Annotated in this window: 20 protein-coding genes and 1 pseudogene; 12 read left to right on the forward strand and 9 right to left on the reverse strand. The window is 58.0% G+C overall.

Annotation, left to right across the window (positions count from 1 at the left end):
• The first annotated feature begins 1 nt into the window (after position 1).
• From ACOTXF_RS15695 to ACOTXF_RS15715, 5 genes are all read left to right on the forward strand, one after another.
• Positions 2 to 946, forward strand: a complete 945-nt coding sequence (locus ACOTXF_RS15695; RefSeq protein WP_008501290.1) for an ABC transporter permease — start codon at positions 2 to 4, stop codon at positions 944 to 946.
• A complete protein-coding gene (locus ACOTXF_RS15700) occupies positions 936 to 1742 on the forward strand; it encodes an ABC transporter permease (RefSeq protein ID WP_032652061.1) in 807 nt (268 codons plus the stop codon). Before ACOTXF_RS15695 ends, ACOTXF_RS15700 begins: the two co-directional genes overlap by 11 nt.
• A 24-nt stretch (positions 1743 to 1766) precedes the next feature.
• On the forward strand, positions 1767 to 3191 hold the full coding sequence (gene patD / locus ACOTXF_RS15705) for an aminobutyraldehyde dehydrogenase (RefSeq protein WP_047745548.1): 1425 nt from the start codon (positions 1767 to 1769) through the stop codon (positions 3189 to 3191).
• Positions 3192 to 3373: 182 nt separating this feature from the next.
• On the forward strand, positions 3374 to 3547 hold the full coding sequence (locus tag ACOTXF_RS15710; protein WP_013096478.1) for a GhoT/OrtT family toxin: 174 nt from the start codon (positions 3374 to 3376) through the stop codon (positions 3545 to 3547).
• An 86-nt stretch (positions 3548 to 3633) separates the two neighbouring features.
• A complete protein-coding gene (locus ACOTXF_RS15715) occupies positions 3634 to 4389 on the forward strand; it encodes an alpha/beta fold hydrolase (protein WP_047745550.1) in 756 nt (251 codons plus the stop codon).
• A gap of 70 nt (positions 4390 to 4459) precedes the next feature.
• Here the strand turns inward: ACOTXF_RS15715 and ACOTXF_RS15720 are convergent, their stop codons facing one another.
• The 3 genes from ACOTXF_RS15720 to ACOTXF_RS15730 are packed head-to-tail and all read right to left on the reverse strand — an operon-like array spanning position 4460 to position 10969.
• Entirely contained in the window at positions 4460 to 6637 is a 2178-nt protein-coding gene (locus tag ACOTXF_RS15720; RefSeq protein ID WP_047745552.1) for a virulence factor SrfC family protein, read from the reverse strand.
• Positions 6634 to 9615: a virulence factor SrfB gene (locus ACOTXF_RS15725; RefSeq protein ID WP_232927206.1), complete on the reverse strand. Its 2982-nt coding sequence runs from the start codon at positions 9613 to 9615 to the stop codon at positions 6634 to 6636. The genes ACOTXF_RS15720 and ACOTXF_RS15725 overlap by 4 nt, the downstream gene beginning before the upstream one ends.
• A 4-nt stretch (positions 9616 to 9619) precedes the next feature.
• Complete coding sequence (locus ACOTXF_RS15730; RefSeq protein WP_232927202.1) at positions 9620 to 10969, reverse strand: SrfA family protein; 1350 nt, start codon at positions 10967 to 10969, stop codon at positions 9620 to 9622.
• A gap of 283 nt (positions 10970 to 11252) precedes the next feature.
• On the opposite strand from ACOTXF_RS15730, the gene ACOTXF_RS15735 reads away from it, so the two are divergent.
• Together ACOTXF_RS15735 and ACOTXF_RS15740 are read left to right on the forward strand one after the other, a co-directional pair.
• The gene (locus tag ACOTXF_RS15735; protein ID WP_047745558.1) at positions 11253 to 12851 is read left to right on the forward strand and encodes an ABC transporter substrate-binding protein; all 1599 of its coding nucleotides are present in this window, start codon (positions 11253 to 11255) and stop codon (positions 12849 to 12851) included.
• A gap of 100 nt (positions 12852 to 12951) precedes the next feature.
• Positions 12952 to 13185: a YdcY family protein gene (locus tag ACOTXF_RS15740; protein ID WP_008501298.1), complete on the forward strand. Its 234-nt coding sequence runs from the start codon at positions 12952 to 12954 to the stop codon at positions 13183 to 13185.
• 3 nt (positions 13186 to 13188) lie between these two features.
• Here the strand turns inward: ACOTXF_RS15740 and ACOTXF_RS15745 are convergent, their stop codons facing one another.
• Both ACOTXF_RS15745 and ACOTXF_RS15750 read right to left on the reverse strand, forming a co-directional pair.
• Positions 13189 to 13638 (reverse strand): DMT family transporter, encoded by a 450-nt coding sequence (locus ACOTXF_RS15745; RefSeq protein ID WP_023327583.1) that lies wholly within the window; start codon positions 13636 to 13638, stop codon positions 13189 to 13191.
• Positions 13635 to 14153, reverse strand: a complete 519-nt coding sequence (locus ACOTXF_RS15750) for a GNAT family N-acetyltransferase (protein WP_023292298.1) — start codon at positions 14151 to 14153, stop codon at positions 13635 to 13637. Before ACOTXF_RS15750 ends, ACOTXF_RS15745 begins: the two co-directional genes overlap by 4 nt.
• A gap of 148 nt (positions 14154 to 14301) precedes the next feature.
• Between ACOTXF_RS15750 and ACOTXF_RS15755 the strand changes: the two genes are divergently transcribed.
• From ACOTXF_RS15755 to ACOTXF_RS15765, 3 genes and pseudogenes are all read left to right on the forward strand, one after another.
• Positions 14302 to 14877 (forward strand): helix-turn-helix domain-containing protein, encoded by a 576-nt coding sequence (locus tag ACOTXF_RS15755; RefSeq protein ID WP_047745560.1) that lies wholly within the window; start codon positions 14302 to 14304, stop codon positions 14875 to 14877.
• A gap of 65 nt (positions 14878 to 14942) precedes the next feature.
• Complete coding sequence (locus ACOTXF_RS15760; protein ID WP_047745561.1) at positions 14943 to 15983, forward strand: NADP-dependent oxidoreductase; 1041 nt, start codon at positions 14943 to 14945, stop codon at positions 15981 to 15983.
• A gap of 255 nt (positions 15984 to 16238) precedes the next feature.
• Positions 16239 to 16908, forward strand: a pseudogene (locus ACOTXF_RS15765) (GntR family transcriptional regulator).
• A 119-nt stretch (positions 16909 to 17027) separates the two neighbouring features.
• Here ACOTXF_RS15765 and pqqU read toward each other — a convergent pair.
• Positions 17028 to 19142, reverse strand: a complete 2115-nt coding sequence (gene pqqU / locus ACOTXF_RS15770) for a TonB-dependent receptor PqqU (RefSeq protein WP_232927199.1) — start codon at positions 19140 to 19142, stop codon at positions 17028 to 17030.
• A 241-nt stretch (positions 19143 to 19383) separates the two neighbouring features.
• Here pqqU and ACOTXF_RS15775 point away from each other — a divergent pair, with 241 nt between their 5' ends.
• On the forward strand, positions 19384 to 20445 hold the full coding sequence (locus ACOTXF_RS15775; RefSeq protein WP_047745565.1) for a YncE family protein: 1062 nt from the start codon (positions 19384 to 19386) through the stop codon (positions 20443 to 20445).
• 92 nt (positions 20446 to 20537) lie between these two features.
• On the opposite strand, the gene ansP is transcribed toward ACOTXF_RS15775, so the two are convergent.
• Together ansP and ACOTXF_RS15785 are read right to left on the reverse strand one after the other, a co-directional pair.
• Complete coding sequence (gene ansP / locus ACOTXF_RS15780; RefSeq protein WP_008501774.1) at positions 20538 to 22034, reverse strand: L-asparagine permease; 1497 nt, start codon at positions 22032 to 22034, stop codon at positions 20538 to 20540.
• Between the two features lie 304 nt (positions 22035 to 22338).
• Positions 22339 to 23253 (reverse strand): LysR family transcriptional regulator, encoded by a 915-nt coding sequence (locus tag ACOTXF_RS15785; protein ID WP_044596521.1) that lies wholly within the window; start codon positions 23251 to 23253, stop codon positions 22339 to 22341.
• Between the two features lie 108 nt (positions 23254 to 23361).
• Here ACOTXF_RS15785 and ACOTXF_RS15790 point away from each other — a divergent pair, with 108 nt between their 5' ends.
• Positions 23362 to 23760, forward strand: coding sequence for a (R)-mandelonitrile lyase (locus ACOTXF_RS15790; RefSeq protein WP_008501772.1), 399 nt, complete (start codon positions 23362 to 23364; stop codon positions 23758 to 23760).
• Here ACOTXF_RS15790 and ACOTXF_RS15795 read toward each other — a convergent pair.
• Positions 23757 to 25292 (reverse strand): methyl-accepting chemotaxis protein, encoded by a 1536-nt coding sequence (locus ACOTXF_RS15795; protein ID WP_234115313.1) that lies wholly within the window; start codon positions 25290 to 25292, stop codon positions 23757 to 23759. The two genes, ACOTXF_RS15790 and ACOTXF_RS15795, sit on opposite strands and share 4 nt — an antisense overlap.
• Positions 25293 to 25445 lie beyond the last annotated feature (153 nt).

Below are 25445 nucleotides of genomic sequence, written 5' to 3' on the forward strand. Positions count from 1 at the left end.
AATGGATATGAGCGTTGCGCATCCTCCCGCCCCGCGCGGCCGCCTGAGCCGCATGACGGCCCTGTTCTGGCGAAAGCCGTCGCTCGGTCTGTTCCTGCTTCTGCTTGCGCCGCTGATGTGGTTTGGCATCGTCTATTTAGGATCGCTGCTGACGCTGCTGTGGCAGGGGTTTTACACCTTTGACGATTTCACCATGGCGGTCACGCCGGATCTCACGCTGGCGAACATTCAGGCGCTCTTCAACCCGGCAAACTACGACATCATCCTGCGCACGTTAACGATGGCGATTGCGGTGACCATTGCCAGCGCCATCCTTGCGTTCCCGATGGCCTGGTACATGGCGCGATACACCAGCGGCAAGTGGAAAGCGTTTTTCTATATCGCCGTGATGCTGCCAATGTGGGCGAGCTATATTGTCAAAGCCTATGCCTGGACGCTGCTGCTGGCGAAGGACGGCGTGGCCCAGTGGTTTCTCAGCCATCTCGGACTGGAGCCGATTCTGACCTCAATCCTGACGCTCCCGGCAGTTGGCGGCAACACCTTGTCCACCTCCGGGCTGGGACGGTTTCTGGTCTTCGTGTACATCTGGCTGCCGTTTATGATCCTGCCCGTCCAGGCGGCGCTGGAACGCCTTCCGGCCTCGCTGCTGCAGGCCTCAGCCGACCTCGGCGCGCGTCCCCGTCAGACGTTCCGCTATGTCGTTCTGCCGCTGGCCATTCCGGGCATTGCGGCGGGGTCCATTTTCACGTTTTCCCTGACGCTGGGGGACTTCATCGTTCCTCAACTGGTCGGCCCGCCGGGCTACTTCATCGGTAACATGGTCTACTCGCAGCAGGGCGCTATCGGCAATATGCCGATGGCCGCCGCGTTCACGCTGGTTCCCATCGTGCTGATTTCTCTTTATCTGGCGTTCGTGAAACGTCTGGGAGCATTCGATGCACTCTGAACGCGCACCGCTGTTCCTGAAAGTGGCAGCATGGGGAGGCGTCATCTTCCTGCACTTCCCGCTGTTGATTATTGCGACCTATGCCTTCAACACCGAGGACGCCGCCTTCAGCTTTCCGCCGCAGGGGCTGACGCTGAAGTGGTTTAGCGTGGCGGCGGGGCGCGGCGATATCATCGAATCCGTGACGTTGTCACTTCAGATTGCCGCGCTTTCTACCGCTATAGCCCTTGTGCTTGGCACGCTTGCTGCAGCGGCGCTGTGGCGAAGCGCGTTTTTTGGCAAGAATGCGATCTCTCTGCTGCTGCTGTTACCGATTGCGTTACCGGGGATCATCACCGGCCTGGCGCTGCTGACGGCTTTCAAAACGATTAACCTGGAGCCGGGGTTTTTCACCATCGTGGTCGGACACGCCACCTTCTGTGTGGTGGTGGTGTTTAACAACGTGATTGCCCGGTTCAGACGCACCTCCTGGAGCCTGGTGGAAGCGTCGATGGATCTCGGGGCTGACGGGTGGCAAACCTTTCGCTATGTGGTGCTGCCCAATCTGGGTTCCGCGCTGCTGGCCGGGGGAATGCTGGCGTTTGCCCTGTCGTTTGACGAGATCATCGTCACAACGTTTACGGCGGGACACGAGCGCACGTTACCGCTGTGGTTGCTCAACCAGCTCGGGCGTCCGCGTGACGTGCCGGTCACCAACGTCGTGGCTCTGCTGGTGATGCTGGTGACAACTCTCCCCATTCTGGGAGCCTGGTGGCTAACCCGCGACGGCGAAAACATTGCCGGCAGCGGGAAATAACAGTGAATTCAACAGGAAAATGCTATGCAAAAACATCTGCTGATAAACGGTGAGCTGGTTGCCGGAGAGGGTGAAAAACAGCCGGTTTATAACCCGGCTACCGGAGAGGTATTGCTGGAAATTGCTGAGGCGTCAGCGGCCCAGGTCGACGCGGCGGTGCTGGCGGCTGACCGTGCTTTTGTGGCGTGGGGACAAACGACGCCGAAAACCCGCGCCGAGTGCCTGCTGAAGCTGGCGGACGCGATTGAAGCGCACGGTGAGGCGTTTGCCCGGCTCGAGTCCCTCAACTGCGGCAAGCCGCTGCACTGCGCGCTGGGGGATGAAATTCCGGCGGTGGTCGACGTTTTCCGTTTCTTTGCCGGGGCCGCCCGCTGCCTGAACGGTCTGGCAGCGGGCGAGTACCTTGACGGTCACACGTCGATGATTCGCCGCGATCCGGTGGGCGTGGTGGCCTCTATCGCGCCGTGGAACTACCCGCTGATGATGGCAGCCTGGAAGCTGGCCCCCGCGCTGGCGGCAGGGAACTGCGTGGTGATTAAGCCCTCTGAGATCACGCCCCTGACCGCGCTGAAGCTGGCAGAGCTGGCAAAAGATATCTTCCCGGCGGGCGTTCTGAACGTGCTGTTTGGTCGCGGGAAAACGGTCGGCGACCCGCTCACCGGGCACGAGAAGGTCCGCATGGTTTCGCTGACCGGTTCGATCGCGACCGGGGAACATATCATCGGCCATACGGCGTCCTCGATTAAACGCACCCATATGGAGCTGGGCGGCAAAGCGCCGGTGATCGTGTTTGATGATGCCGATCTGGATGCGGTGGTTGAAGGGGTGCGGACGTTTGGCTTCTACAATGCCGGGCAGGACTGTACGGCAGCCTGCCGCATTTATGCCCAGAAGGGAATCTATGCCCAACTGGTGGAAAAGCTGGGCGCCGCGGTTGCCAGTCTTAAAATGGGTGCCCCGGAGGACGAGGCTACCGAACTCGGTCCGCTCAGCTCGGCCGCCCATCTTTCACGCGTCTGTCAGGCCGTCGATGAGGCGAAAGCGCTCGGCCATATCCGGGTTGTCACCGGCGGGAGCAAAAAAGAGGGGGCGGGCTACTACTTCCAGCCAACCCTTCTGGCGGGAGCAAAACGGGACGACGCCATCGTTCAGCGCGAGGTGTTTGGCCCGGTGGTGAGCGTCACCGAGTTTGATGACGAGGCGCAGGTGCTGGCCTGGGCAAACGACTCGCAATACGGCCTGGCGTCATCGGTCTGGACCAAAGACGTGGGGCGCGCCCATCGCCTGAGCGCGCGCCTGCAGTACGGCTGCACCTGGGTGAATACCCATTTTATGCTGGTGAGCGAAATGCCGCACGGCGGCATGAAATTATCGGGCTACGGGAAAGATATGTCGGTCTACGGGCTTGAGGATTATACGGTTGTCCGGCATGTCATGATCAAACACTGATCCGCTTAGCCTGGCCGCTTGCGCGGTCAGGCGTTCTCTTTGCCCGCCAGATGTGTTACGTAAGATACTCAATTGTTATTAGCCATAATTTTTAAGTGGTTATTCTGTAACGAAAAAACTTGATCTGTGTCAACATATGACGCATATTGCGTGCGGTTATTTTTTCGGCTCTGGTATACAGAATGACGTTGTATCAAAAGATGTTGGTTTTTTACGCAATCATGGCTTCCATCTGCGCGTTAATCACCTGGTTCCTCTCAAAAGACCGCAAACGTATCCGCCTGCTGAGCGCTTTCCTGGTGGGGTCAACCTGGCCAATGAGCTTTCCCGTTGCGCTGCTGGTCTCGCTTTTCTGAAGCACGCTTCCAGTTTTAAAAGATGAACATAGCATTCCTGATGTGATAACTGTATAAATACACAGCGCATCATAAAAGGAGTGCTTATGAACAGTTTTTACTCGCAGCAGGCCGGTTGCACCGTGCGCTGGCACGACTTGCCCGGCTCCGGCGATCCCGTGGTGTTCATTCACGGGCTGGGCTGCGCCGCTTCCTATGAATATCCCCGCGTCGTTCGTGACCCGCTGTTTGGCGCGCGCAGAGCGATTCTCATCGACTTGCCCGGCAGCGGCTACAGCGATAAGCCTGAGCACTACAGCTATAAAACCACTGACCAGGCGCACGTTGTGGCGGAGCTGATTGACCATCTTAAACTGGATTCCTTCTGGTTATACGGCCACAGCATGGGCGGCAGTATTGCTATCGAAACGGCGGGGCTGCTGGCTACGCGCATGAAGGGACTGATGGTGTCAGAACCCAATTTTCACGCGGGTGGGGGGATGTTCAGCAGGTCAATCGCGGCGCAAAGCGAGCAACAGTTTCTGGAGCAGGGTTATGACGCCATGCTCAGCGCAGAAAAAACGGCGTGGGCAGGGTGCCTGCAGAGCAATGCGGCTTATGCCGTCTGGCGCGGTGCATCCAGCCTGGTGGCGGGCGTTGAACCGGAATGGGAAGCGCAGTTTCTGTCACTTCCTTGCCCGGTAACGTTGATTTTTGGCGAGCTCTCTCTGCCGGATGACGATGTGGAAAATCTGCAACAGAAAGGCGTTGAGGTAAAAATTATCCCTGCGGCGGGGCACTCTATGTCGTGGGAAAACCCCTCTGCGCTGGCGCAGGCATTAGCCGGGTGTATGACGATGTGATTATTGTGCAATGTATCATCGTGGCGAAATGTAGGCCGGGTAAGCGCAGCGCCACCCGGCAAGAAGGCGGCTACATTATTAAAGCACGTAGTGCCTGACGAGCGTCAGGCTGAACATCATGCGGGTGATGGTAATCAATGTTCTCGATCGCGCGGCTATAGAGCGCGACCAGCCAGTCGTAAACGTACGCGGTAGCGGCATGGACCGGCTGTTCACCCAGACGCGTCAGGCGGGGCTCGGCGCTGCTCACCACCGGGGTGACGAAGATGGCCTGCCCCTTGCGGATGCGGCTTGCCGGGCGCGTCGCCACGGGCGTCTTGTCGTAACCCAGCCAGCCAACGAAATTGCCAATCACGGCATGCAGTTGCGCAGCGCTACTCTTATCCGCTTCGACAATTCGCTGAAGCCGCTGAGGCAGATCTAGCCGGTAGCTGGTGACCACCAGCACATCCGCAATTTGCTGTAACACCGCAGGATCAAGCCCAAGACGGGCGGCTGTCGCCTCGTTGCGGCTCCACTGGCGCAGATGATTTATCCAGACTTTGTGCGCCAGGCGCGCTTTGTCTTTGGTCTGGTACAGACCGGCGCTTTCCTGGGCGTTCTCGGCAAACAGGTCAATGGTATCCGTAAATAGCCCGTTAACCTGCTCCTCGCGCGGCTGCTGAACGGCCAATAGCGTTTCAAAGGCCTTCAGCGGCGGCAGCAGGCCTTCAAGCAGCTCGCCGTGGCGGGCGGCACTGCTTTGCAGCGTGCGCACCATGTTTTCTGCCTGAGTGCGTCGGATACCTGGCTCCTCAACCAGCGGTGCCAGGTAGCTTTGCATCATCGCCGAGAGCTCCAGACGCAGCGCGTTTTTGAGCGTGCCGAGACGCTTCTGTCGCTGCGCGGGCAGCGTGGCCTGAGACAGCCACTCAATGACGCGCTGCATGCTGTGGCTGTCCAGAGCCTGTAGCGTGCCCCAGCGCAGGCCGGGCTTCCCGAGCAGATGCTGTACGGCTTCATCGAGATTCTGCCGGGTGGTAAAGCGAGCGTCGTGCGGGGTGATCACCCACACCAGACCCGGCAGGGCAGATTCTTCAGCAGGCTGCGTCTCCCTGACCCAGTTCATTAACACTTTTGCTTTTTTGGCCGTCTGTTCGTGCTGCGCCGTCGCGTTGCAGATGACCAGCACATCCGGCTGGAGCTGTTGACGGTAGTGCTCAAGCAGCCACTGGGATTTTGCCTGGCGTAGCGGATCGGCATGGCGGTCTTCAAACACAGGGATATCAATGATATCGACATTATCCAGCGCGCCGTTCTCAACCGGAAGCACCAGCTCGCGGGTCAGGAAGGCCAGCACATCGACGGGGAGGCTGATGGCGTTCAGCATTTCACCGTTGTTCAGCGGATGGAGAAGCGTCTCTTGCGTATTCTGCAGCGCTACCGAGCCGTCGTGCGTCAGGAACCCTTCGCCAGGCAGCCCGAAGCTGTCCACCAGCAGGCTAAGGGGGGCCGCAATCTCGCTGGCATGGCTGGTCTGGTGCAGCACATGGGCCAGATTTAACCACTGCTGGGTCAGTTCCTGCTGCTCGCCCCACAGCAGCGACCACACGCTGGCGCGGGTGCTGAGATCGAGCGAAGGCACCAGTTGGGCGAACTCGTGCCACAGGGCATCATCAATTTGCTGTTTCGCGGCGGGTACCGTGCTCTGCCAGAAGCGGGCAATCGCCCCCACGTCCTGCGCCGTGATGCCGGGCACGCTCTGCGGCTGGCGCAGACCGCGCCATTTCTCCAGGCGGGTCTCGATGACCGCCTTATCCACCGCGCGCATCTGCGGGTGCAGCGTCGTGCGGGCAATAAACAGCTGCACCAGCTCGGCCTCGGTGACCAGGCTCAGGCGCAGCGGAAACGCCTCGTCAAGCGCTTCCGGGGTTTCCCGGGTGAAGCGGACGGCCATGTTGGTCAGGGCATGTCCCGGATTGATATGCGAAAAATAGTCAAAGGTGCGCTGGCCTGGCGTCACGTTCAGGCGTCCATTGCCGCTGCCGCACAGCGACAACAGCAGGTGCGCTTTCGCGCTCTGCGAATGGCCGTAAAGCCCGATGCTGCTCTGGCGGGTCATGGCGCGTTCAATGGCCTGCTCGCGCGCCTGCGCCGCGTTGATGCGGGCAAGCAGGGCGTCGGCATCGTTATCCAGCACGGGGGCGTTCAGGCGCGTCTCGTTGATCCACCCGATTAAGGCCTGAGTGGTGGTGGTCGTCGCTGTCATTTCAGGTATACGCTCCCGCTGTCGATCCAGTAGTGGCTGCCGCTGTGTCGGCGGTCGGCCAGGGTATTCAGTTTGAAGGTTAAGGCGTCAGGCGCCACCGGCGTGCCGTCCTGCAGCCAGGCATCGCTCAGCTCGAAGGCCTCCGGGCCTTCATGCTTGCTGCCGCCGCAGAGTTTGAGCCGCACGTTCAGCACGCCGTCGCCGGCAATCGCTTTTGCCAGTTCGGCCGAGTTAATGCTGAGCGTGTAGAGCGGCGTGGCAGGCCAGCGCGCGTTCGCCAGCTGGCGGAAGCCGAGGGTGACGTTACCGCGCAGCGGGAAGTGCAGACGCGCGTCAAGCTTCGCGCCGGGTTTATCGAGATCGATATCCTGATACCAGACGTTTTCCTCGCGCAGGGTATTGACGGTGTTATCCAGCACGCCCAGATAGCGCACGGTGGAATACGCGCCAATGTCCGCGGCTTTAAAGTTGAAGCGCGGCAGACGCAGGTCAAGCGCCAGGCTGCAGAGCATGGCCCCCACGGCAGCGGTCGATTTCGGGTTGCCAATGCGCCCCTGCTGGCTGAACGGATACCACTCATGCACCTGGTATTGATCCAGCCAGACGATGCGGTTGACCGGCACCGGCTGCAGGTGGCGAATCAGCGCCTGAACGCCAGGCAGGCAGCCCGGGCGTCCGGTGATCAGCAGAATGTCGCAGCTATAATGGGAGATCGCCTCACACACCGCGTGGAGCGGGGAGGCCAGCGTAAACTGCCCGGCCAGCATCGCATCCTGCATTTCGCGGAAATTGACGTGCAGCGGCACGGCGAAGAGGTCAAAAGCGTCAGAACCCGCAGGCAGGGCATGGCCGATCGCCTGCTGCAGATAGTTCATCACGTTGCGGGTCGGCTTCTGCGGCAGGAGATCGCCAAAGGTGGCGTGCACACCAGCCAGCGGATCGTCAACGTCGCTGGACTCCCACCCGGCAAGAATCGCATGGCCAAGCGGCATAAACAGCTGCAGCGCCGTCTGCTGGCGCAGTACGGCCTGGGTATCAATGCGCCCGGAGTCGCCGAACAGTGAAGCCATCAGCAGCGAGGCGTCTGCGATACCGGATTTTTGCAGCTGCGTTTGCAGGGCGGGCAACACGTAGCGCTGAATCACGTCCAGAAGCGTGTCGTCGCCCGCCACCTTAAACCCTTCCCGGAACAGCAGCTGCGGGGTGATTTTGACGTTATTGCCGGAGCCGTCGTCCAGCTGGTAATGGGTGATCGCCATATCCGTTGTGCCGCCGCCGATGTCGATGGACGCGACGCGCAGCGCGCGTCCCGGCTGGCTGCCCTGCTCAGGCTCACGGTCCGGACGGGCAAGGGAGGCGAAGAAGGCCTCGGTCTGGCCGCCAAAGCGGGAGATGGCTTCGTTATACAGCCAGACCAGCTGACCGCAGCTGGCTTCATCCCACTCCATCTGGATTTCCGGTACCGGCACCACGCTTTTTTCCTGCTGTTTGCGGGTGACAAAATCCTCATCCTGCGGGTGCCAGCCCATCGCTTTCCAGACAATGGCGATGGCTTCAAACATGCGGCGACGGAAGATCTCGCGCTCCTGCTTTGGCATGGCGGAGGGCAGCGTCAGGATCAGCGTGCGCAGCTGGCGCGGCGACGCCGGGAAGCCCAGGCGCAGGCGCGTGGCGACGCTGTTGATCTGCCCCAGCGCCTGTGCCAGCAGCTCGCACAGCATGTGGGTCATCAGGGTGCTGCGGCTGTATTGCGGCGAGAAGACCGGCAGGCGCTCGTCCTGCGGCAGCGTGAAGAGCGGCTCGCCGTCATCGTTCATCAGGTTCATCAGCGGGAACGCGGTGGCAAGCGGTTCACGCTGGGTCTTGCTGTTCATCTGGCTAAAGCGCCAGTCCTGCACGACCGGGGTTTCATCCCACAGGTAGCGACGCGGGCTGGAGATACCGCTGTTGCCCTCGGTGCCCAGACGCTGCATCGCCAGCTTGCGGGCTTCATCACCGACGCGGACAATCGACGGCCAGACGAAGGCATCTTCGCGACCGCTTTCCACCGAGAAGTGCTGCTTGCCAAAACGCGCTTCCGAAAACTCGAGACGGCTGGTGAACAGCGGCTCGTTCAGGAACTGCGGCTCGCTGAGCGAGCGAACCTGCAGCTCGGCGGTCTGACGCAGCCCATCGTTCGCATCGCCGTGGTCTTCAATAATGACGCCGCAGGTGTGGGTGTTACCCACGTCGAGGATCAGGTCGACCGGAATGGCTGGCGTGCTGAGCGTATGGGTGACAAATTTCACTTCCGGTACGGTGAGCTGTTCACCGAGCATGGTCATCAGGTTGAGCCAGTGGGCCTGATACTCAAAACTGCGCATCGCCTGCTGCAGGTCGCGTTCAGAGCGGTTCTCAACGCCGTCGGCATACTGGGTAAACGCCTCGCGCAGCCAGCCGTCAATCCAGGTCTGATCGAGGAAACTGTCTACCTCGTTATCGCGCCACGCCAGCGCGAAGCGGGTGCCGTTCAGAATATCGTTTTCCACCGGGGAGAGCGCGGACGTGGCATGATCGGCAATCTGGCTGTCAAGCGCGAGCGTGACGCGGTGTGTATTGCCTGCCGTGTCCGGGGTCTCAAGCTTGCGCACCTGAACGCGCGCCCAGTTATCCGGCCCTTCAACAAAGGTCCGCGGCGGGTTGAAGCGCAGGAACGGAACCGGAAGCCAGACGCCATCCAGTACCGCCAGCGACTGATGCAGCGGGATCGTGGTTTCCGGCTTGACCACTTCAGGCTGGCCGCCGTTCATGCCGGGCAGAGTATAGCGACCGTTGACCAGGTCGAAATCGAGGCGCAACAGCGGGCCGTTCGCGGTTTTACGTACGAAGCGCCCGTTGCTGGCGGAGTCCTGCGGCGTCAGACCGAAATCGAGGAACTGCACGCCGCTGTTGGCAATAAGCGTGACGCTTTGTTTATAGTCGCAAAGATTTACCAGCATAGGATCAGGCACCTGCTTTCTTGAACGTCAGTGGGACGACGGTGTTGGCATCATAACGGGCGCGACATTCTGCGATATCGCTGGTGCCTGCTTTACAGGCCACTTCCGGCATCGGGTAGCGGGAACCGTCGGTGCAGCGGGCAGTGCCGCGACTCTTAATCATCAGCTCGCCATTGCTGTGCAGCCCGGAAAAGACCTCCGCGCGGCAGACAATGTTGTCGCCATGGACAACGCGGGCGAAACCTTTGTTGTTCTGGATCTGATAGAGCAGCGACGGCGGCTTGCCGGTAACCGGATCCTTCACGTCGAGGATGGCGCGCCAGGTGCCGTTCAGGAAGCGCGTCGATCCCGCTTTTACCTGATTCGCTTCCATCACCATGGCGTCTTTCGGGATGGCGACAATCACCACCGGAGCGGGCTGTGGCGCAGGAGCGGCCGGAGCCGCTTCTTTTTCTTTGCTGGCCACGACCTCTGCCTGATGCAGCGGTAACTTCATCGCCAGCGGTTCAACCGCCTTGATCGGCTTTGGCGCAATCTCCACGGGTTCAGGTGCGGGCGCCGGGGCGGGCTCAGCGGAAGGCGCCTGTTTTGGCCACAGCAGCGGGGCGGCAACGGCGGCAACGATCACGGCGGCAACCGGCAGGGTCCACAGGGGAACGCGGCGCTTTTTCACGACGTTCGCCGGAGCAGGTTCCTGGACTGGTTGCGCAACGACGGGGGCCGGTTCGGGCTCATACAGCTCCTCCGGCGTAATACGCACCACCGTGGATGGGGCGATCAGCGGCTCGTCAGCATGCTCAAAGGTCATCACCGGCTCTGGCTCAGGCTCGGGTTCAGGATCGTCAATCACAACGGGGGCTGGCTCAGGGATCAGGGACTCACGCAGGCAGTCGAGGACATCGTCGCGCGCGTTCTCGTTGAGGTTTACAAATCCCCAGAAGCTGATGACCGGCTTTCCGTCCACCAGGAAGAGGAAGTTTTCGCCCGGGAACTGAAATGCCTTCGACAGCAGAGAGCCAAAGAGCTGTTGCGCGGTTTTGGGCGACTGCAGGCATTTCTTGCTTAATGACTCGACGCTGGCGAGCGTGTTTTCCAGATAGCGCAGGGCGCGATAGCGATCATCTTCATCGGCCGCTTTCCAGCTGGTTACGCTCCCTTCAACCGGGGAATACCAGTCCACGCGGTCGCCGCTGTCGTTGACCTGAGGAATCGCCAGACAGTCGACGATGGCCTGTTGTTTGCGCAACCGGAGCGCTTCCCGGATTTGCAACGCTGATTCGAAAACGGCTTGTCCGCCGCCGCCAACGGCCTGAAAATCATCCAGATTACCGCTGCGTAAAAGAGTTTTTGCCACGATTTGATCCCATATACTTCTTCACACCATTACTTTAACGAACCGAGGACGCAACCAAACGGAGGAAGAGACGCTAAAAGCGCCGATTTCTTGCGGCATAGAAAGTGACGGTTGTGCTTGACGAATAATGGCACTTAAGACAAATCGTCTTTCTGGGTGCTGGCGGTTAAAACAGCAAAAACCGCGGCTTTAGAATAACCTGATAGTGTTTCGTTATTTGCCAGGTCAAAACGCCTGTGCTGTTATTACTGTCCTATATAATAAAACTGTCAGGGTTATAACCATGTCTACAGGGAAAACACTGCTCGCCCTTGCGCTGAGCGCGCTGTTACCAGCCGGTGCCGCATGGGCGGCAAACAACGACACCCTTATTTACTGTTCAGAAGCCTCCCCCGAGTCCTTCAACCCACAAATCGCCAGCTCTGGCCCGTCTTTTGTGGCCAGCTCTCAGGTGCTGTATAACCGCCTGATCAATTTCGACCCGGTGAAAAATACTCCGGTGCCGTCGCTGGCGGAGTCCTGGACAATCTCCCCGGACGGCAAGACCTATACCTTTACCCTGCGTAAAGGGGTGAAGTTCAACAGCAACAAATACTTCAAACCGACGCGCGACTTTAATGCCGATGACGTTATTTTCTCGGTCATGCGCCAGAAAGACCCTAAACACCCGTACCACAACGTGTCGCAGGGCAACTACGAGTACTTTAATGATGTCGGTCTCGATAAGCTGATCCAGGACGTTAAAAAGGTCGATGACTACCACGTCCAGTTCACCCTCAGCGAACCCAACGCCGCGTTTCTGGCCGACTGGGGGATGGATTTCGCCTCGATTCTCTCCGCGGAATACGCCGACGCAATGCTGAAAAAAGGCACGCCTGAGAACGTGGACACCTGGCCGATTGGTACCGGGCCTTACGTGCTGCAGCAGTACAAAGTGGATTCGCTGATCCGCTACGTCGCGAACCCGAACTACTGGGAGGGCGAGGTGCCGACGAAGCATCTCATCTTCTCCATTACCCCAAACGTGGAAACCCGCCTGGCGAAGCTGCAGACCAACGAGTGCCAGATCATTCCTGCGCCATCCCCGGTTCAGTTTGACGCCATCAAGAACAACAAAGACCTGACGCTGCACGCCGTCGATGCGCTGAACGTCGGATATCTGGCGTTTAACACCGAGAAAAAACCGTTTGATAACGTGCTGGTGCGTCAGGCGCTCAACTACGCGACCGACAAGAAGGCCATCGTTAATGCGGTCTTTATGGGATCGGGCTCGGTGGCAAAATCGCCGATCCCGCCAAATATGCTGGGCTTCAATAAAGACCTGAAGGACTACAGCTACGATCCTGAAAAAGCGAAAGCCCTGCTGAAGCAGGCGGGTCTGGAGAAGGGCGCGGAAGTCACGCTGTGGTCAATGCCGGTGCAGCGTCCGTATAACCCGAACTCGCGTCGTATCGCGGAGATGATCCAGAGCGACTGGGCGAAAGTCGGCGTGAAGGCCAAAATTGTCTCCTACGAGTGGGGCGAATATCTCTCCGGAATGCGTAAAGGCGAGCATGACTCCGCGCTGTTTGGCTGGATGTCCGACAACGGCGACCCGGACAACTTTGCCGACGTGCTGCTCGGCTGCAACAGCATTAAAACCGGCTCAAACGCCGCGCGCTGGTGCGATAAGGGGTATGATGCCCTGGTACAAAAAGCGAAGCTGACCAGCAGCCCGGCCGAGCGCGCGAAGCTCTATGGCCAGGCGCAGGAGATTTTCTATCAGCAGGCGCCGTGGATTGCGCTCGCAAACGGGAAAACGTTCTACGCGACCCGCAGCAACGTGACCGGGTACAGCGTAAGCCTGATGGGCAGCGATTTCTCAAAAGCGAAGCTGAACTAAGCCTTTTTAGCCTGGTGGCGGCTCCGCCTTACCGGGCCTACATTTGGCACCTGTAGGCCCGGTAAGCGTAGCGCCACCGGGCACATAACGAGGAGTGACAATGTCACATTTAAACGAAGTTATCGCCCGCGTCGATGCCGCCATCGAAGAGAGCGTCATTACCCACATGAACGAACTGCTGATCGAATTAAGCGATGATGCGGAGCTGAGCCGTGAAGATCGCTACACTCAGCAGCAGCGTCTGCGCACCGCGATTTCGCACCACGGTAAGCAGCATAAAGAGGAGATGGACGCGCGTGAGGAACAGCTGACGAAAGGCGGCACCATACTGTAACCATCAAAACTGGCGTCGCGCCACCAGCCAGGCCCCGACCACCAGCATCACCGCGCCGCACACCGGGCCGATCAGGGCGCGCAGCGGGATGCCCTGGCTCCTCAGCACGTCCAGCACCAGCCCGCCAATCAGTTGGCTTGCCACCAGCACGGCGATGGTCGTCGCCGCGCCAACGTTCTGATAGCCGCTGATGCTGGCAAACACGAAAAACGACCCCAGCAGCCCCGGGATAAGCGTCCACCAGCGCACCGTCGCGGCCAGCTCGCTGAATCCGGCCACGCCCTGTTTCAGCAGCAAAATACTGACAAACAGCACGATGCCGACCATCGAATTCAGCAGCATCGCGATAAGAATGGTGGAGGAGGACTGGGTGATACGCACCATCAGGGTGTTTTGCACCACCAGGCCAATGCCCGCCGCCACCAGAAACGCCAGCGTCAGTGACTGATTCATGGGATCGCGTCCGGGTCGCTGCGCTCGTCCAGCTGCAGCTGCATAAAGGTTAAGTCCAGCCAGCGGCCAAACTTGGTTCCCACCTGCGGCATTTGTCCGGTCGTCACAAAGCCGAGCGTTTCATGGAGATGAATCGAGGCATGGTTTTGCGCTTCAATCCCGGCCACCATCACGTGTTTCCCGATGGCGCGGGCCTCGTTAATCAGCGCCTTCATCAGCGTGCGGCCAATCCCTTTGCCCTGATGGGCCGGGTGGACGTAGACCGAGTGCTCAACCGTATGACGGAAGCCGTCAAAGGCGCGCCAGTCGCCGAAAGAGGCGTAGCCGGTGATTACGCCGTCTTCCTCGCTCACCAGAACCGGGTAGCCCGCAAGCGAGCGCGCCTCAAACCAGGCGATTCGGTTATCGGTATCGACGGTTTTATCGTTCCAGATCGCGGCAGTGTGCAGCACCGCGTGGTTGTAAATCTCGCCTATCGCAGCGCAGTCTTCTTTGCAGGCATGACGAACGATCATGATGAAGCCTCTGTGTGTTGTTCACTATAGTATTACGTTATCGCTACGATATTACACAACTGTATCGCCCGATCGCTACGGCATAAGCCATATTTTTTTGTTATCAAAAGCCCATTGAATTGCCATTCATACACTATAGTATGACGTCATGAACACCATAACAGACACAATGAATCAACGGATTAGCGCAAGAATTCGCCTTGAACGCGAGTCTCGCGGGTGGTCCCTGAGCGAGCTGGCGGACCGGGCAGGCGTCTCCCGCGCCATGATCCATAAAATCGAGCGCGGGGACAGTAGCCCGACAGCCACCTTGCTTGCCCGCCTGTCGGGCGCGTTTGGCATCAGCATGTCAACGCTGATTGCCCGGGCCGAAATGCAGGAGGGCAAGCTGCTGCGCCTGGCAAATCAGCCCGTCTGGCGCGACCCGCAGACGCACTACCTCCGCCGCCATGTTTCTCCCCGTACCGATCTGCCCATCGACCTTGTTCAGGTGGAACTGCCTGCGGGCAGCGATGTTCCGATGCCGGCCTCTTCTTACGCGCTGGCGCGTCAGCTTATCTGGCTGCAGTCCGGTGAGCTGGTGTTTCAGGAGGGCGATACGCGCCACGAAATGCAAGCCGGAGACTGTCTTGAGCTGGGGCCGCCTAATGACTGCCGGTTCATCAACGAGACGAACGAAACCTGCATCTATCTGGTTGTACGCCTCAATCAGTCTGGCTCGTAATGCTAATGCGATAACGCCGAACGTGAGCCAGGCTGTAATGACATTTGTACCAGAAGGAGATCCTGATGAATCACTCTGTTTCGCATAACCGCCGCTGGGTGCTGGCCTCTCGTCCACAGGGCGCACCGGTCGCGGAAAATTTTCGTCTGGAAACGCAGCCTGTTCCGGAACCGGGTGCGGGGCAGCTTCTGCTTCGTACCGTCTGGCTGTCGCTGGATCCTTATATGCGGGGTCGCATGAGCGACGCGCCATCCTATTCACCGCCGGTTGAGCTCGGTGCGGTGATGGTGGGGGGAACGGTCAGCCGCGTTGAACAGTCAAACCATCCCGACTTCAAAGCCGGTGAATGGGTGCTGGGCTACAGCGGCTGGCAGGAATATGAACTCTCGGACGGCAGCGGCCTGGTGAAGCTGGGCGAAAATCCGTCTCATCCTTCCTGGTCGCTGGGCGTACTGGGTATGCCGGGCTTTACCGCCTATATGGGGCTGCTGGATATCGGGCAACCGAAAGCGGGTGAAACGCTGGTGGTGGCGGCGGCGACCGGCCCGGTTGGCGCGACCGTTGGGCAGATCGGCAAAATCAAAGGTTGCCGGGTGGTCGGCGTCGCCGGTGGCGCAGAGAAATGCCGCCATGCCGTTGAGGTGCTCGGGTTTGACGAGTGTCTGGATCACCACGCGGCGGATTTTGCCGACCAGCTCAAGCAGGCCTGCCCGAACGGCATTGATGTCTACTATGAAAACGTCGGCGGGAAAGTGTTTGACGCCGTGCTGCCCCTGCTGAACACCTCCGCGCGCGTGCCGGTGTGTGGCCTGGTGAGCGGCTACAACGCGACGGGCTTGCCTGACGGACCGGACCGCCTGCCGCTTCTGATGGCGACCCTTCTCAAGAAACGCATTCGGATGCAGGGCTTTATCATCGGCCAGGACTATGGACATCGTATCCATGAGTTCCAGGAAGAGATGGGGCGCTGGGTGCAGGAGGGAAAAATCCACTATCGCGAACAGGTCACGGACGGGCTGGAAAACGCCCCCGAGGCGCTCATTGGCCTGCTGGAAGGACGAAACTTCGGCAAAGTCGTGATTCGCGTCGCGAGTGACAATAAATAAAGCGCAATATGGCGGGGTTTCCCGCCATATTTATTTGTGAAGATACGATATATTGTCTTTAATTACTGGACATGACTTTTCGCGCCATCATCCCCGATGAGCCCGAAAACGATAAAAAAAATGACGTTTACTTTTTTTGCTGTTTTTTGTACTTCCCACCACCAGGCATGACGATACAGGATATATCGTACCGGCGCCGTTTTATTAAAACTGGCGTTTAAAAATAGCATTAAGTTTTAGCTACAGGAATTCCACATGCTTGATTTGGATCACTTAGAAAAAGCCCAAAGGGTTAGCCTTACCATGCAGGTTGAACACAGTTTGAAAGGGGCGTTAATTACAGGCTCTCTCAAACCAGGAGCACGACTGATTACGAAAGAGATTGCTGATAAATTAGGCACCAGTATTACGCCGGTCCGCGAAGCGCTGCTGCGCCTGGTCTCCTCAGGCGCGCTTCACGCCACGCCCGCACAGGCGTTTCTGGTCCCTGAAGTAACGCTGGAGCGTTATAACGAGATTAACGCCATCAAGAAAACAGCTTGAGCCAATGGCGGTCGCCGCAGCATGCCAGAAGATGTCAGACGGCAAGCTGGAGGCGTTGCGCAAAATGTCAGAGGCCTTCCATGAGGCCATGCGCAATGGAAACGTTCAGCAGGCATTGCATGCGAATCGTATCTTCAGGTTTACGCTTTATCAGTATGCGGAAATGCCTACGCGTAATGCCTTAATTGAACAGCTATGGGTCCGCATCAGGCCCTGCATGAACTACCTGCATCACGAACTTAACGACATCAAAACGGCAACGTATCACTATGACGAGCTTCTTTCGGCCCTTGAGCGGAGAGATGTTGATGCGAGCCAGAAGGCGATTGATAAGTTGATTGATGAAGCAGATTCTCTTTTACAGCGACAATATTTTAACTGAGAGATTATTTATTAGAGCGACTATATACCGCCGCTAATTATTTATCTGGTGAATAACTCCTGATGGCTTAATGCCATCAGGAGGGTTATTTCATTTATAAAATAAACTTTTCTTTTTGCTTACTCGAAGCGATAAGAGACCGACAGCCCGACGCCATAGTTTCGGCCTGGTGCAGGCTCGTAATAACGACCGTTGGACTCGTTGACAATTACCGAGCCCGCGTACTCTTTGTCGAACAGGTTATCGACGCGGCCAAAGACGTCCATTCCCCAGTTGCCGTAGTTAAATTTATACCCGGTATTCAGCCCGACTACCGTATAGGACGGCGCTTTCGCGGTGTTTTCGTCGTCGGCCATGATATCGCTCATGTAGCGCACGTCTGTCCCCGCATACCAGCCTTCCTCTGGCTGCCAGCCAAACGAGGCGAAGCCCATGTTGCGCGCAATCCCCGGCATTCGGTTACCGTTACAGTCTGCGTCGCTGCAGACGTTAGTCAGGTAGGTGGCATCCAGGTACGTCCACGCCATCTTCAGCTTCCAGTTCTCAGCGAACTGCTGATCCAGGGAAACTTCCACACCCTGACGACGGGTTTTCCCGGCATTTTTATAGGTTGTACGGCCGCCGGAACTGGAATCCACCACGATCTCATCATCCGTATCGGTGCGGAACAACGCCGCCGTCAGCAGGCCGTTGCCGATTCGGGTTTTGCTGCCCACTTCATACGTATTATTCGTGGACGGCTTCAGGCCAATATTCAGACCGCCCTGGTTATCGGCGCGATAGGAGAGCTCGTTGATGGTTGGCGTTTCAAAGCCACGCCCTGCGGCAGCGTAGAGGTTCCACGCATCCGTCACCGCATACTTCACGGCGCCCGCCGGGAGCCACTTGTGGTAGCTCGCGTCACCGCTGTCATCGCCGTTGCCCGGCGTAACGTAATGGTCGTTGGAATCAAACCAGACCGAACTGTAGCGAACACCCGCATCGACAGAGAGTTTCTGCGTCAGTTGCCAGCTCGTTTGCAGATAAGGATCGACGTTCCACATCAGGTTGCGTTCGTCACGACGATTATCGCCTTTGACGCCGTAGTCCGGCACGCCGTTGCGCATCACGAAGTTCTCGTATCCGCGACGGTCTTCGCTCATGTTTTCGTAGTTCAGACCGGTGGTGAAGGTCACCGGCACCAGCAGCTCGCCGCGGTGTGTCCAGCGAGTGTCCACGCCCTGATAGTGGCGCTGCATATCAATCACCCCGCCGGAGTGAGTGGCTTTTAGCTGCGGCTGATACGGAATCGACTGGTACTGCGTCATTTCACGCTCGCCGGCGTACATCATCACGCTCAGGTCGTCCTGAACGCTGAGCTGGCGATCGTAGCGCAGGCCGGCCTGGGTCTGCTTGATGGTCTTACGGGTGTTGTACTGATCGCCGCGCGGCGACTGACGCGGGTTGTCCCGCCACTCCTGGTAATTCAGTCCACCCGGATCGTTGGCCTTCATGTCCACGCTGTTGAAAATCAGCGTCAGCTTGCTGGCGTCGTCAATCCGTACACCCAGTTTGGCGTTAGCGAGATTTTTCCGCGCGCCGCTGTGGTCGCGGTAGCCTTTGGTGGTGAAGCGGGTGGTGGAGACGGTGTAATCCACGTCCCCGGCGTGGGTGCCGTCACCCATCGCGCCGGTGGCTTTCATGCCATAGCGCCAGGTCCCGTAACTGCCGTAATAGCTGCTGGCTTCAATGGTCGGCGGCTGCTGCCCGGTCTGGGTGTTGATGTTGATTACGCCGCCAGAGGCGTTGCCGTACAGGGCTGAGAAGGGTCCGCGCAGCACTTCAACGCTCTCCACGCTGGAAAGGTCGATGTTGGAGGTCTGACCCTGTCCGTCCGGCATGGTGGCTGGAATACCATCGACGTACATACGGATACCGCGCACCCCGAAGGTTGAGCGGGCGCCAAATCCGCGCATCGAAAGCTGGAGATCCTGGGCGTAGTTTTGACGGTTCTGAATTTGCAGCCCGGGTACGCTGCCAAGGGATTCAGACAGGTTAATGCGGGGCGCGGCCTGGCGCATATCGTCGCCATTGACGACGCTGACCGCGGCCGGAGTATCGAGCTCCGATACGGTTTGCGGCGTGGCGCTGACGATCATGGTCTGTTCCTCTGCGCTCACGGCGGTGACCGGCGCAAAAATAACAGGAACCAGCAGCAGCGGGAGAGAAGCCTTACGGGCAGAAATGATTTTCATGAATAAAACCGGTTGTGGTGTATAAACGAACCAAATGGAACATGTCCATATATGTTAAAGGTTTTGTAAAAGTTTTGAAAACTATAACCGCACATTGCGTTAATGGAAGGCGAAGCGGGAAAGAAAAACTCCACATTTAACACATTAATGATTACTATTCTCATTATTAAAAGACAATGCCATGACGTTGTCTGCCGGAAGTGATGTCAGCCCAACCCCACTTTTCAGAAAAGGAATTGATATGTCTTTACGTCAACTGTGCTCGCCGCGTCTGAGCCTGTCGCTGCTGTCTGCCACTTTACTGCTTGCCGGGACGTTCCAGGTGCATGCCGCCGAAGAGGTACTGCGTAAAGCGGTGGGCAAAGGGGCGTATGAAATGGCCGTGAGCCAGCAGGAGAATGCGCTGTGGGTGGCAACCTCGCAAAGCCGTAAAACCGACAAGGGCGGGGTTGTCTACCGTCTTGATCCGGTCACGCTGGACGTGACGCAGGCAATCCATAGCGATCTGAAACCCTTTGGCGCCACCTTTGACAAGGCGACTCAAACGCTGTGGTTTGGCAATACGATCAACGGCGCGGTAACCGCGATTGATGCAAAAACGGGTGACGTAAAAGGGCGGCTGGTGCTGGACGGGCGTCAGCGCAGCGAAACCGTCAAACCGCTGCAGCCTCGCCAGCTGGTGGCAGATGACGCGGGCAACACGATTTACATCACCGGTGTCGGTAAAGAGAGCGTGATTTGGGTCGTGGATGGCGCCACGCTGAAGCTGAAAGAAACCATTGCCAATACGGGCACCTACAGCACCGGCCTGGCGCTGGATGCGCAGGCGAAACGTCTGTACACCACGAATGCGGACGGCGAACTGGTGACGATTGATACGGCCAGCAATAAAATTATTGCCCGTAAAAAGGTGCAGGATGACGGGAAAGAGCACTTCTACCTGAACCTGAGCCTCGACACTGCCGGTCAGCGCGCGTTCCTGACCGATTCAAAACAGCCGGAAGTGCTGGTGGTGAGCCTGAAAGACGGTAGCGTGATCGAGAAAATCGCCGCGCCGGCATCCCTGGCGGTCCTGTTTAACCCGACCCGCAATGAAGCCTACGTGACGCACCGTGAAGCCGGTAAGGTGAGCGTGATTGACGCGAAATCGTATAAGGTCACTAAAACCTTCGACACGCCGGTCTACCCGAACAGCCTGGCGCTTTCAGCGGATGGCAAAACCCTGTACGTGACGGTGAAACAGAAATCTACCCGCCAGCAGGAAGCCACCCAGCCTGACGATGTGATGCGTATCGCGCTGTAAGATGGGATTGCCCGGTGGCGCTGCCGCTTACCGGGCCTACAAAACCATGAAATGTAGGCCGGGTAAGGCGAAGCCGCCACCCGGCTTTTTTATTAACGCGAGGTTTCTTCTACCAGCGGGGCGTCGTGTTTTTCATCGTCAGGATGAACCGGCGCGGTGCTGTGAATTTCATGAACGCGTTTACGCACGCCGAACCAGCCCGCAATCAGCAGCACGGCCAGCAGCGGAATGGTCGCGATGGTGTAGGTGCCGTTCGGGTAGTCGAAGGCCATCAGCACCAGCACGCTGAACAGGAAGAGCAGGGTGAGCCAGGAGGTCACCGGCGCGCCAGGCAGCTTAAAGCTGACGTCAGCAGCTTTGCCTTCTTTAATCGCCTTGCGCAGACGCATCTGGCAGACCACGATAAAGCCCCAGGACGCGATAATCCCCAGTGCCGCCACGTTCAGAACGATTTCGAATACCTGAGACGGCACCAGATAGTTCAGGAACACGCCGAAGACATAGACCACCAGCGTCGCCAGAATACCGGCGTACGGCACGTGCTGCTTGCTCATCTTGGACATGAACTTCGGCGCAGAACCGCCCATGGACATGGAGCGCAGGATACGACCGGTCGAGTAGAGGCCGGAGTTCAGGCTGGAGAGCGCTGCGGTCAGGACCACGATGTTCATGATGCTGCCCACGTACGGCACGCCCAGCTTCGAGAAGAAGGTGACGAACGGACTCTGACCCGCCTGATAGGCGTTCCACGGCAGCAGCAGCACCAGCAGCACCACGGAACCGACGTAGAAGAGACCGATACGCCAGATCACGCTGTTGATGGCTTTTGGTACCATCGTCTGCGGATCTTTACATTCACCTGCTGCGGTGCCCACCAGCTCGATGGAGGCGAAGGCGAACACGACGCCCTGAACCAGCACCAGCGCAGGCAGCAGACCGTGCGGGAAGAATCCGCCGTTATCGGTTATCAGGTGGAAGCCGGTGGCATTGCCATCCAGCGGCTTACCGCTGCCGAGGAAGACGGTACCCACGACCAGGAACACCACGATGGCCAGCACTTTAACCAGCGCAAACCAGAACTCCATCTCCGCGAACCACTTCACGCCGATCATGTTCATGGTGCCGACAATCGCCAGGGCGCCAAGCGCAAAGACCCACTGCGGCACATCGCCAAACGCGCCCCAGTAGTGCATATACAGCGCAACGGCGGTGATGTCGACGATACCGGTCATCGCCCAGTTGACGAAGTACATCCAGCCCGCGACGTAAGCGGCTTTTTCACCGAGGAATTCACGGGCGTAAGAGACGAAGCTGCCGCTGGAAGGGCGATGCAGTACCAGCTCGCCCAGCGCGCGGAGAATGAAGAAAGAGAAGATCCCGCACACCAGATAGACCAGGGCGAGAGCCGGGCCAGCCATCTGCAGACGTGCACCCGCACCTAAAAACAGACCCGTTCCGATAGCGCCGCCGATGGCGATCATTTGAACCTGACGGTTGCCCATCGCTTTGTGGTAGCCCTCTTCGTGGGAGTTCAACCAGCGACGTTTAGCAGCGTGATGATCGGCTGCGCTTTTATTGCTTGTTTTCATTGAGTTACCTGTTTGCCTGTCTGAACCATTATCGTGATAGTCCTGCCTGGCAGAAAGCAATACAAACGATTGCTTCTGCGCAAACACATGTCGCCTTCCCAGTCATTCTGCGTATGGATAAGGCGAAACATGGCGAGGCATCCTACCTGCAATTCATAAGCGACGCAAAATATAACCGTGCCGAAAGTGATGCACGTCGAAGGAAATCGTGTGGTCAGAGCAGACGGGGATCACAACACGCTGAAACGTGATGAGTTTTTAGTCAAAACAATGGTGGGGTTGATTATTTAATCATCAGATTCTCTTAATTATTACCAGATGGTATAAATTTTTGCTGCTGCAGGGCATCGAGAAGTAACCTGAACGCGGTTGTGTGCTGCCGACGGCTCGGATAATAGAGGTGGTATCCTTCAAACGTGGGGCACCACGATTCAAGGACCCTGACCAGCCGTCCCTGATTCAGAGCGTCCAGAACCGAGGACTCGGGCACGTAGGCTAATCCGAGACCATTCTCCGCGGCGTCGATGCGCTGCGACAGGTTATTCAGCGTAAGCTGTCCGTCAACCCGCACGCGAAGCTCGCGCCCGTCGCGCTCAAATTCCCAGTCATACAATCCCCCTCGGGTGGGCAGGCGGAGATTGATACAGCGGTGTTCACCCAGCTGCTCCGGCACGAGCGGCACGCCAAAACGAGCCAGGTAATCCGGGGAGCCGACAACCGCCATGCGCATGTCCGGCGCAATCCGCACCGCAATCATGTCTTTTGCCACCTGTTCACCCAGGCGAACCCCCGCGTCGAAGCGGCCATCGACGATATCTGTCAGGCCATTGTCGACCGTCACTTCGACGTTAATGTCAGGATACTGCAGCATAAAAGCCTTCAGTACCGGCCAGAGGACGGCGTCCATCGCGTGCTCGCCGGCGACGATGCGGATAGCGCCTGCGGGTTTGTCGCGGGTGCTGCGAAGCGCCGTGAGTTCCTGTTCGATCTCCAGCAGATGCGGACTGAGGCGCGAAAAAAGCTGCTCACCCGCGGGTGTCGGAACCACGCTGCGGGTTGTGCGGGTTAACAGGCGAACGTCTAATCGTGCTTCAAGCTTGCGCATCGCATGGCTCAGTGCCGATTGCGAGACGCCCAGCTGCGCCGCTGCGCGCGTAAAGCTGCGCTCGCGGGCCACCACCATAAAGGAGAGCAGATCGTTGAAATTATCTTTTAGCATCGCGGTTCTATTTATGAGTTTCAGTCATGTGTCCTATCTGATTATGCACCCTAATGCTGCGGAGTGCTTTGCGCTACTGTTAACGCAACAGTCAACGAGGAGCATAAGATGAAAATTATCCGCAGCGGTTCATTACCTTCAGTACGAGGACCGGAAGCCTGGTTTACCGGGGCTGTTCGCATTGACGCGCCCTTTCAGGCGACCGAACCTGCCAGCGTCGGCGGGGCAACCGTAACCTTTGAGCCGGGCGCGCGCACGGCCTGGCATACGCATCCCCTGGGACAAACGCTGATTGTGACGCAGGGTCGCGGCTGGTTACAGGAGTGGGGCAAAGAGGCGGAAATCCTGAATCAGGGCGATATCGCCTGGATCCCACCCGGCGTGAAGCACTGGCACGGCGCAAGTGCGCAAACGGCGATGACGCATCTTGCCATCGCCGAAGCGGTAAACGGCAGCCCGGTAACGTGGCTGGAAAAAGTGACCGACGAGCAGTACCCGAACGGCTAACCGCCAAAAACGGCAATCGCCTGCTGCAGGCGCGTCGTCAGCTGCGTCAGGTGATTCGCCGCGTGAGTGACGTTATCTACCATCCCCGTATTGCTCTGGGTCATTGCGCCGATACGGGAGAGGGAGGCGTTGATGAGCGTCAGCGCCTGGGTTTGCTCCTGCGTGGCGAGGCCAATCTCCTTAATCAGGGTGGAAACCTGCAGAACATGGTCGATCATAACCGTCAGCTGTGATTCGGTTTGTCCCACCTTCTCCACGCCAGCGTTGACGCTGGCAACGTTTTTCTCGATCAGCGCTTTGATCTCTTTCGCCGCCGTCGCGGAGTGCTGCGCAAGATTGCGCACCTCAGCTGCGACCACGGCAAAGCCGCGGCCGGCTTCACCCGCGCGCGCCGCTTCCACGGCGGCATTCAGCGCAAGAATATTGGTCTGGAAGGCAATACGATCGATAACGCTGATAATATCGACGATCTGGCCGTTATCCTGCGAAACGGACTGCATCATACCGATGGTCTCTTTCATCATCGCTTCCCCGCAGTGGGCGCTGTCGCGGGTGCGATCCGCCATCTGAATCGCCTCGTTCGCGGTTTCGGCCGTCTGCTTCACGGCGCTGGCGATCTCTTCCACCGCAGATGCGGTTTGCTGCAGAAAATCGGCGGTTTCTTCAGAACGCGCCTGCAGCGCCGCGCCTTCTTTCGCGACCTGCTGGCTGATGGTGCCAATACCGCTGATTTGCGCCCCGACATCATCAACCAGCGAGTTCAGGTTTAAACCAGACTGATTCACCAGGCGCATCATCAGCCCGATATCATCGATTCTGTCAAAATGGTAATAGTCCGTTTTACGTCCTGAAACCACGCGCTGCATCTGTTGAACAATGGATTTTACCGGCCGGGCGATCTGCGCATGGAGATAACAGGACAGCGCAGAAAAAAGCAGCACCAGAGTGGCGGCCTGAACGAGACGATCGCGGAATAAATACATCGCCAGGCAGGAAAGTAATGCCGTCACAGTAATACCAAGCTGAATTCGTTTTCCGGTACTGAGACATTTAAAGAGCGACAAAAAGGAAAATAAACCGCGCCGAACGAACAGTCCTTTATAAAAACGATGATGTTTTAATTCATTATTACGTACTTTTGCATACAGATTTTCACTCGCCGCGATCTCCTCCCGTGAGGGGATATTGCGCACCGAAATATAGCCGGTCAGGGATTCCCCCTGCCAGACCGGCGTCACGTTGGCCCGCACCCAGTAGTGATCGCCATTATGACGACGGTTCTTTACCAGACCTGTCCAGGTCTCGCCCTGCTGGAGGGTAAACCACATGTCGCCAAACGCTTCGGCAGGCATGTCGGGATGGCGGATGAGGTTATGCGGCTCCCCCAGAAGATGCTCTTCTTTATATCCGCTGGCTTCTATAAAAGCGGAGTTAGCATAGGTAATATGACTTTTTGTATTGGTGGTGGACATTAACGTCGAACCGGCGTTAAGCAAATACTCGTTTTGTGTAACGGGGGTGTTACGCCTCATGAGTAACTCCATGATGTTGTGCAAGAATAAAAAAGCCCGGAAAGCGCTCCGGCAAGATAAGTATGATTATTTTAATAACGGCCTGGATATATTCTCGCTGAAATTGAGACTCTCCGAAATACCCGGCATTCATTATTTTTAATCTGTTAATGT

The organism is Enterobacter cloacae complex sp. IR53041 (assembly GCF_049238285.1).
Taxonomy (GTDB): domain Bacteria; phylum Pseudomonadota; class Gammaproteobacteria; order Enterobacterales; family Enterobacteriaceae; genus Enterobacter; species Enterobacter roggenkampii.

Excerpts from the sequence above, each read along its gene's own strand:
- ACOTXF_RS15695 (WP_008501290.1), top strand. The coding sequence starts at position 2 with ATGGATATGAGCGTTGCGCATCCTCCCGCCCCGCGCGGCCGCCTGAGC.
- ACOTXF_RS15700 (WP_032652061.1), top strand. The coding sequence starts at position 936 with ATGCACTCTGAACGCGCACCGCTGTTCCTGAAAGTGGCAGCATGGGGA.
- patD (WP_047745548.1), top strand. The coding sequence starts at position 1,767 with ATGCAAAAACATCTGCTGATAAACGGTGAGCTGGTTGCCGGAGAGGGT.
- ACOTXF_RS15710 (WP_013096478.1), top strand. The coding sequence starts at position 3,374 with ATGACGTTGTATCAAAAGATGTTGGTTTTTTACGCAATCATGGCTTCC.
- ACOTXF_RS15715 (WP_047745550.1), top strand. The coding sequence starts at position 3,634 with ATGAACAGTTTTTACTCGCAGCAGGCCGGTTGCACCGTGCGCTGGCAC.
- ACOTXF_RS15720 (WP_047745552.1), bottom strand. The coding sequence starts at position 6,637 with ATGACAGCGACGACCACCACCACTCAGGCCTTAATCGGGTGGATCAAC.
- ACOTXF_RS15725 (WP_232927206.1), bottom strand. The coding sequence starts at position 9,615 with ATGCTGGTAAATCTTTGCGACTATAAACAAAGCGTCACGCTTATTGCC.
- ACOTXF_RS15735 (WP_047745558.1), top strand. The coding sequence starts at position 11,253 with ATGTCTACAGGGAAAACACTGCTCGCCCTTGCGCTGAGCGCGCTGTTA.
- ACOTXF_RS15740 (WP_008501298.1), top strand. The coding sequence starts at position 12,952 with ATGTCACATTTAAACGAAGTTATCGCCCGCGTCGATGCCGCCATCGAA.
- ACOTXF_RS15745 (WP_023327583.1), bottom strand. The coding sequence starts at position 13,638 with ATGAATCAGTCACTGACGCTGGCGTTTCTGGTGGCGGCGGGCATTGGC.
- ACOTXF_RS15750 (WP_023292298.1), bottom strand. The coding sequence starts at position 14,153 with ATGATCGTTCGTCATGCCTGCAAAGAAGACTGCGCTGCGATAGGCGAG.
- ACOTXF_RS15755 (WP_047745560.1), top strand. The coding sequence starts at position 14,302 with ATGAACACCATAACAGACACAATGAATCAACGGATTAGCGCAAGAATT.
- ACOTXF_RS15760 (WP_047745561.1), top strand. The coding sequence starts at position 14,943 with ATGAATCACTCTGTTTCGCATAACCGCCGCTGGGTGCTGGCCTCTCGT.
- pqqU (WP_232927199.1), bottom strand. The coding sequence starts at position 19,142 with ATGAAAATCATTTCTGCCCGTAAGGCTTCTCTCCCGCTGCTGCTGGTT.
- ACOTXF_RS15775 (WP_047745565.1), top strand. The coding sequence starts at position 19,384 with ATGTCTTTACGTCAACTGTGCTCGCCGCGTCTGAGCCTGTCGCTGCTG.
- ansP (WP_008501774.1), bottom strand. The coding sequence starts at position 22,034 with ATGAAAACAAGCAATAAAAGCGCAGCCGATCATCACGCTGCTAAACGT.
- ACOTXF_RS15785 (WP_044596521.1), bottom strand. The coding sequence starts at position 23,253 with ATGCTAAAAGATAATTTCAACGATCTGCTCTCCTTTATGGTGGTGGCC.
- ACOTXF_RS15790 (WP_008501772.1), top strand. The coding sequence starts at position 23,362 with ATGAAAATTATCCGCAGCGGTTCATTACCTTCAGTACGAGGACCGGAA.
- ACOTXF_RS15795 (WP_234115313.1), bottom strand. The coding sequence starts at position 25,292 with ATGAGGCGTAACACCCCCGTTACACAAAACGAGTATTTGCTTAACGCC.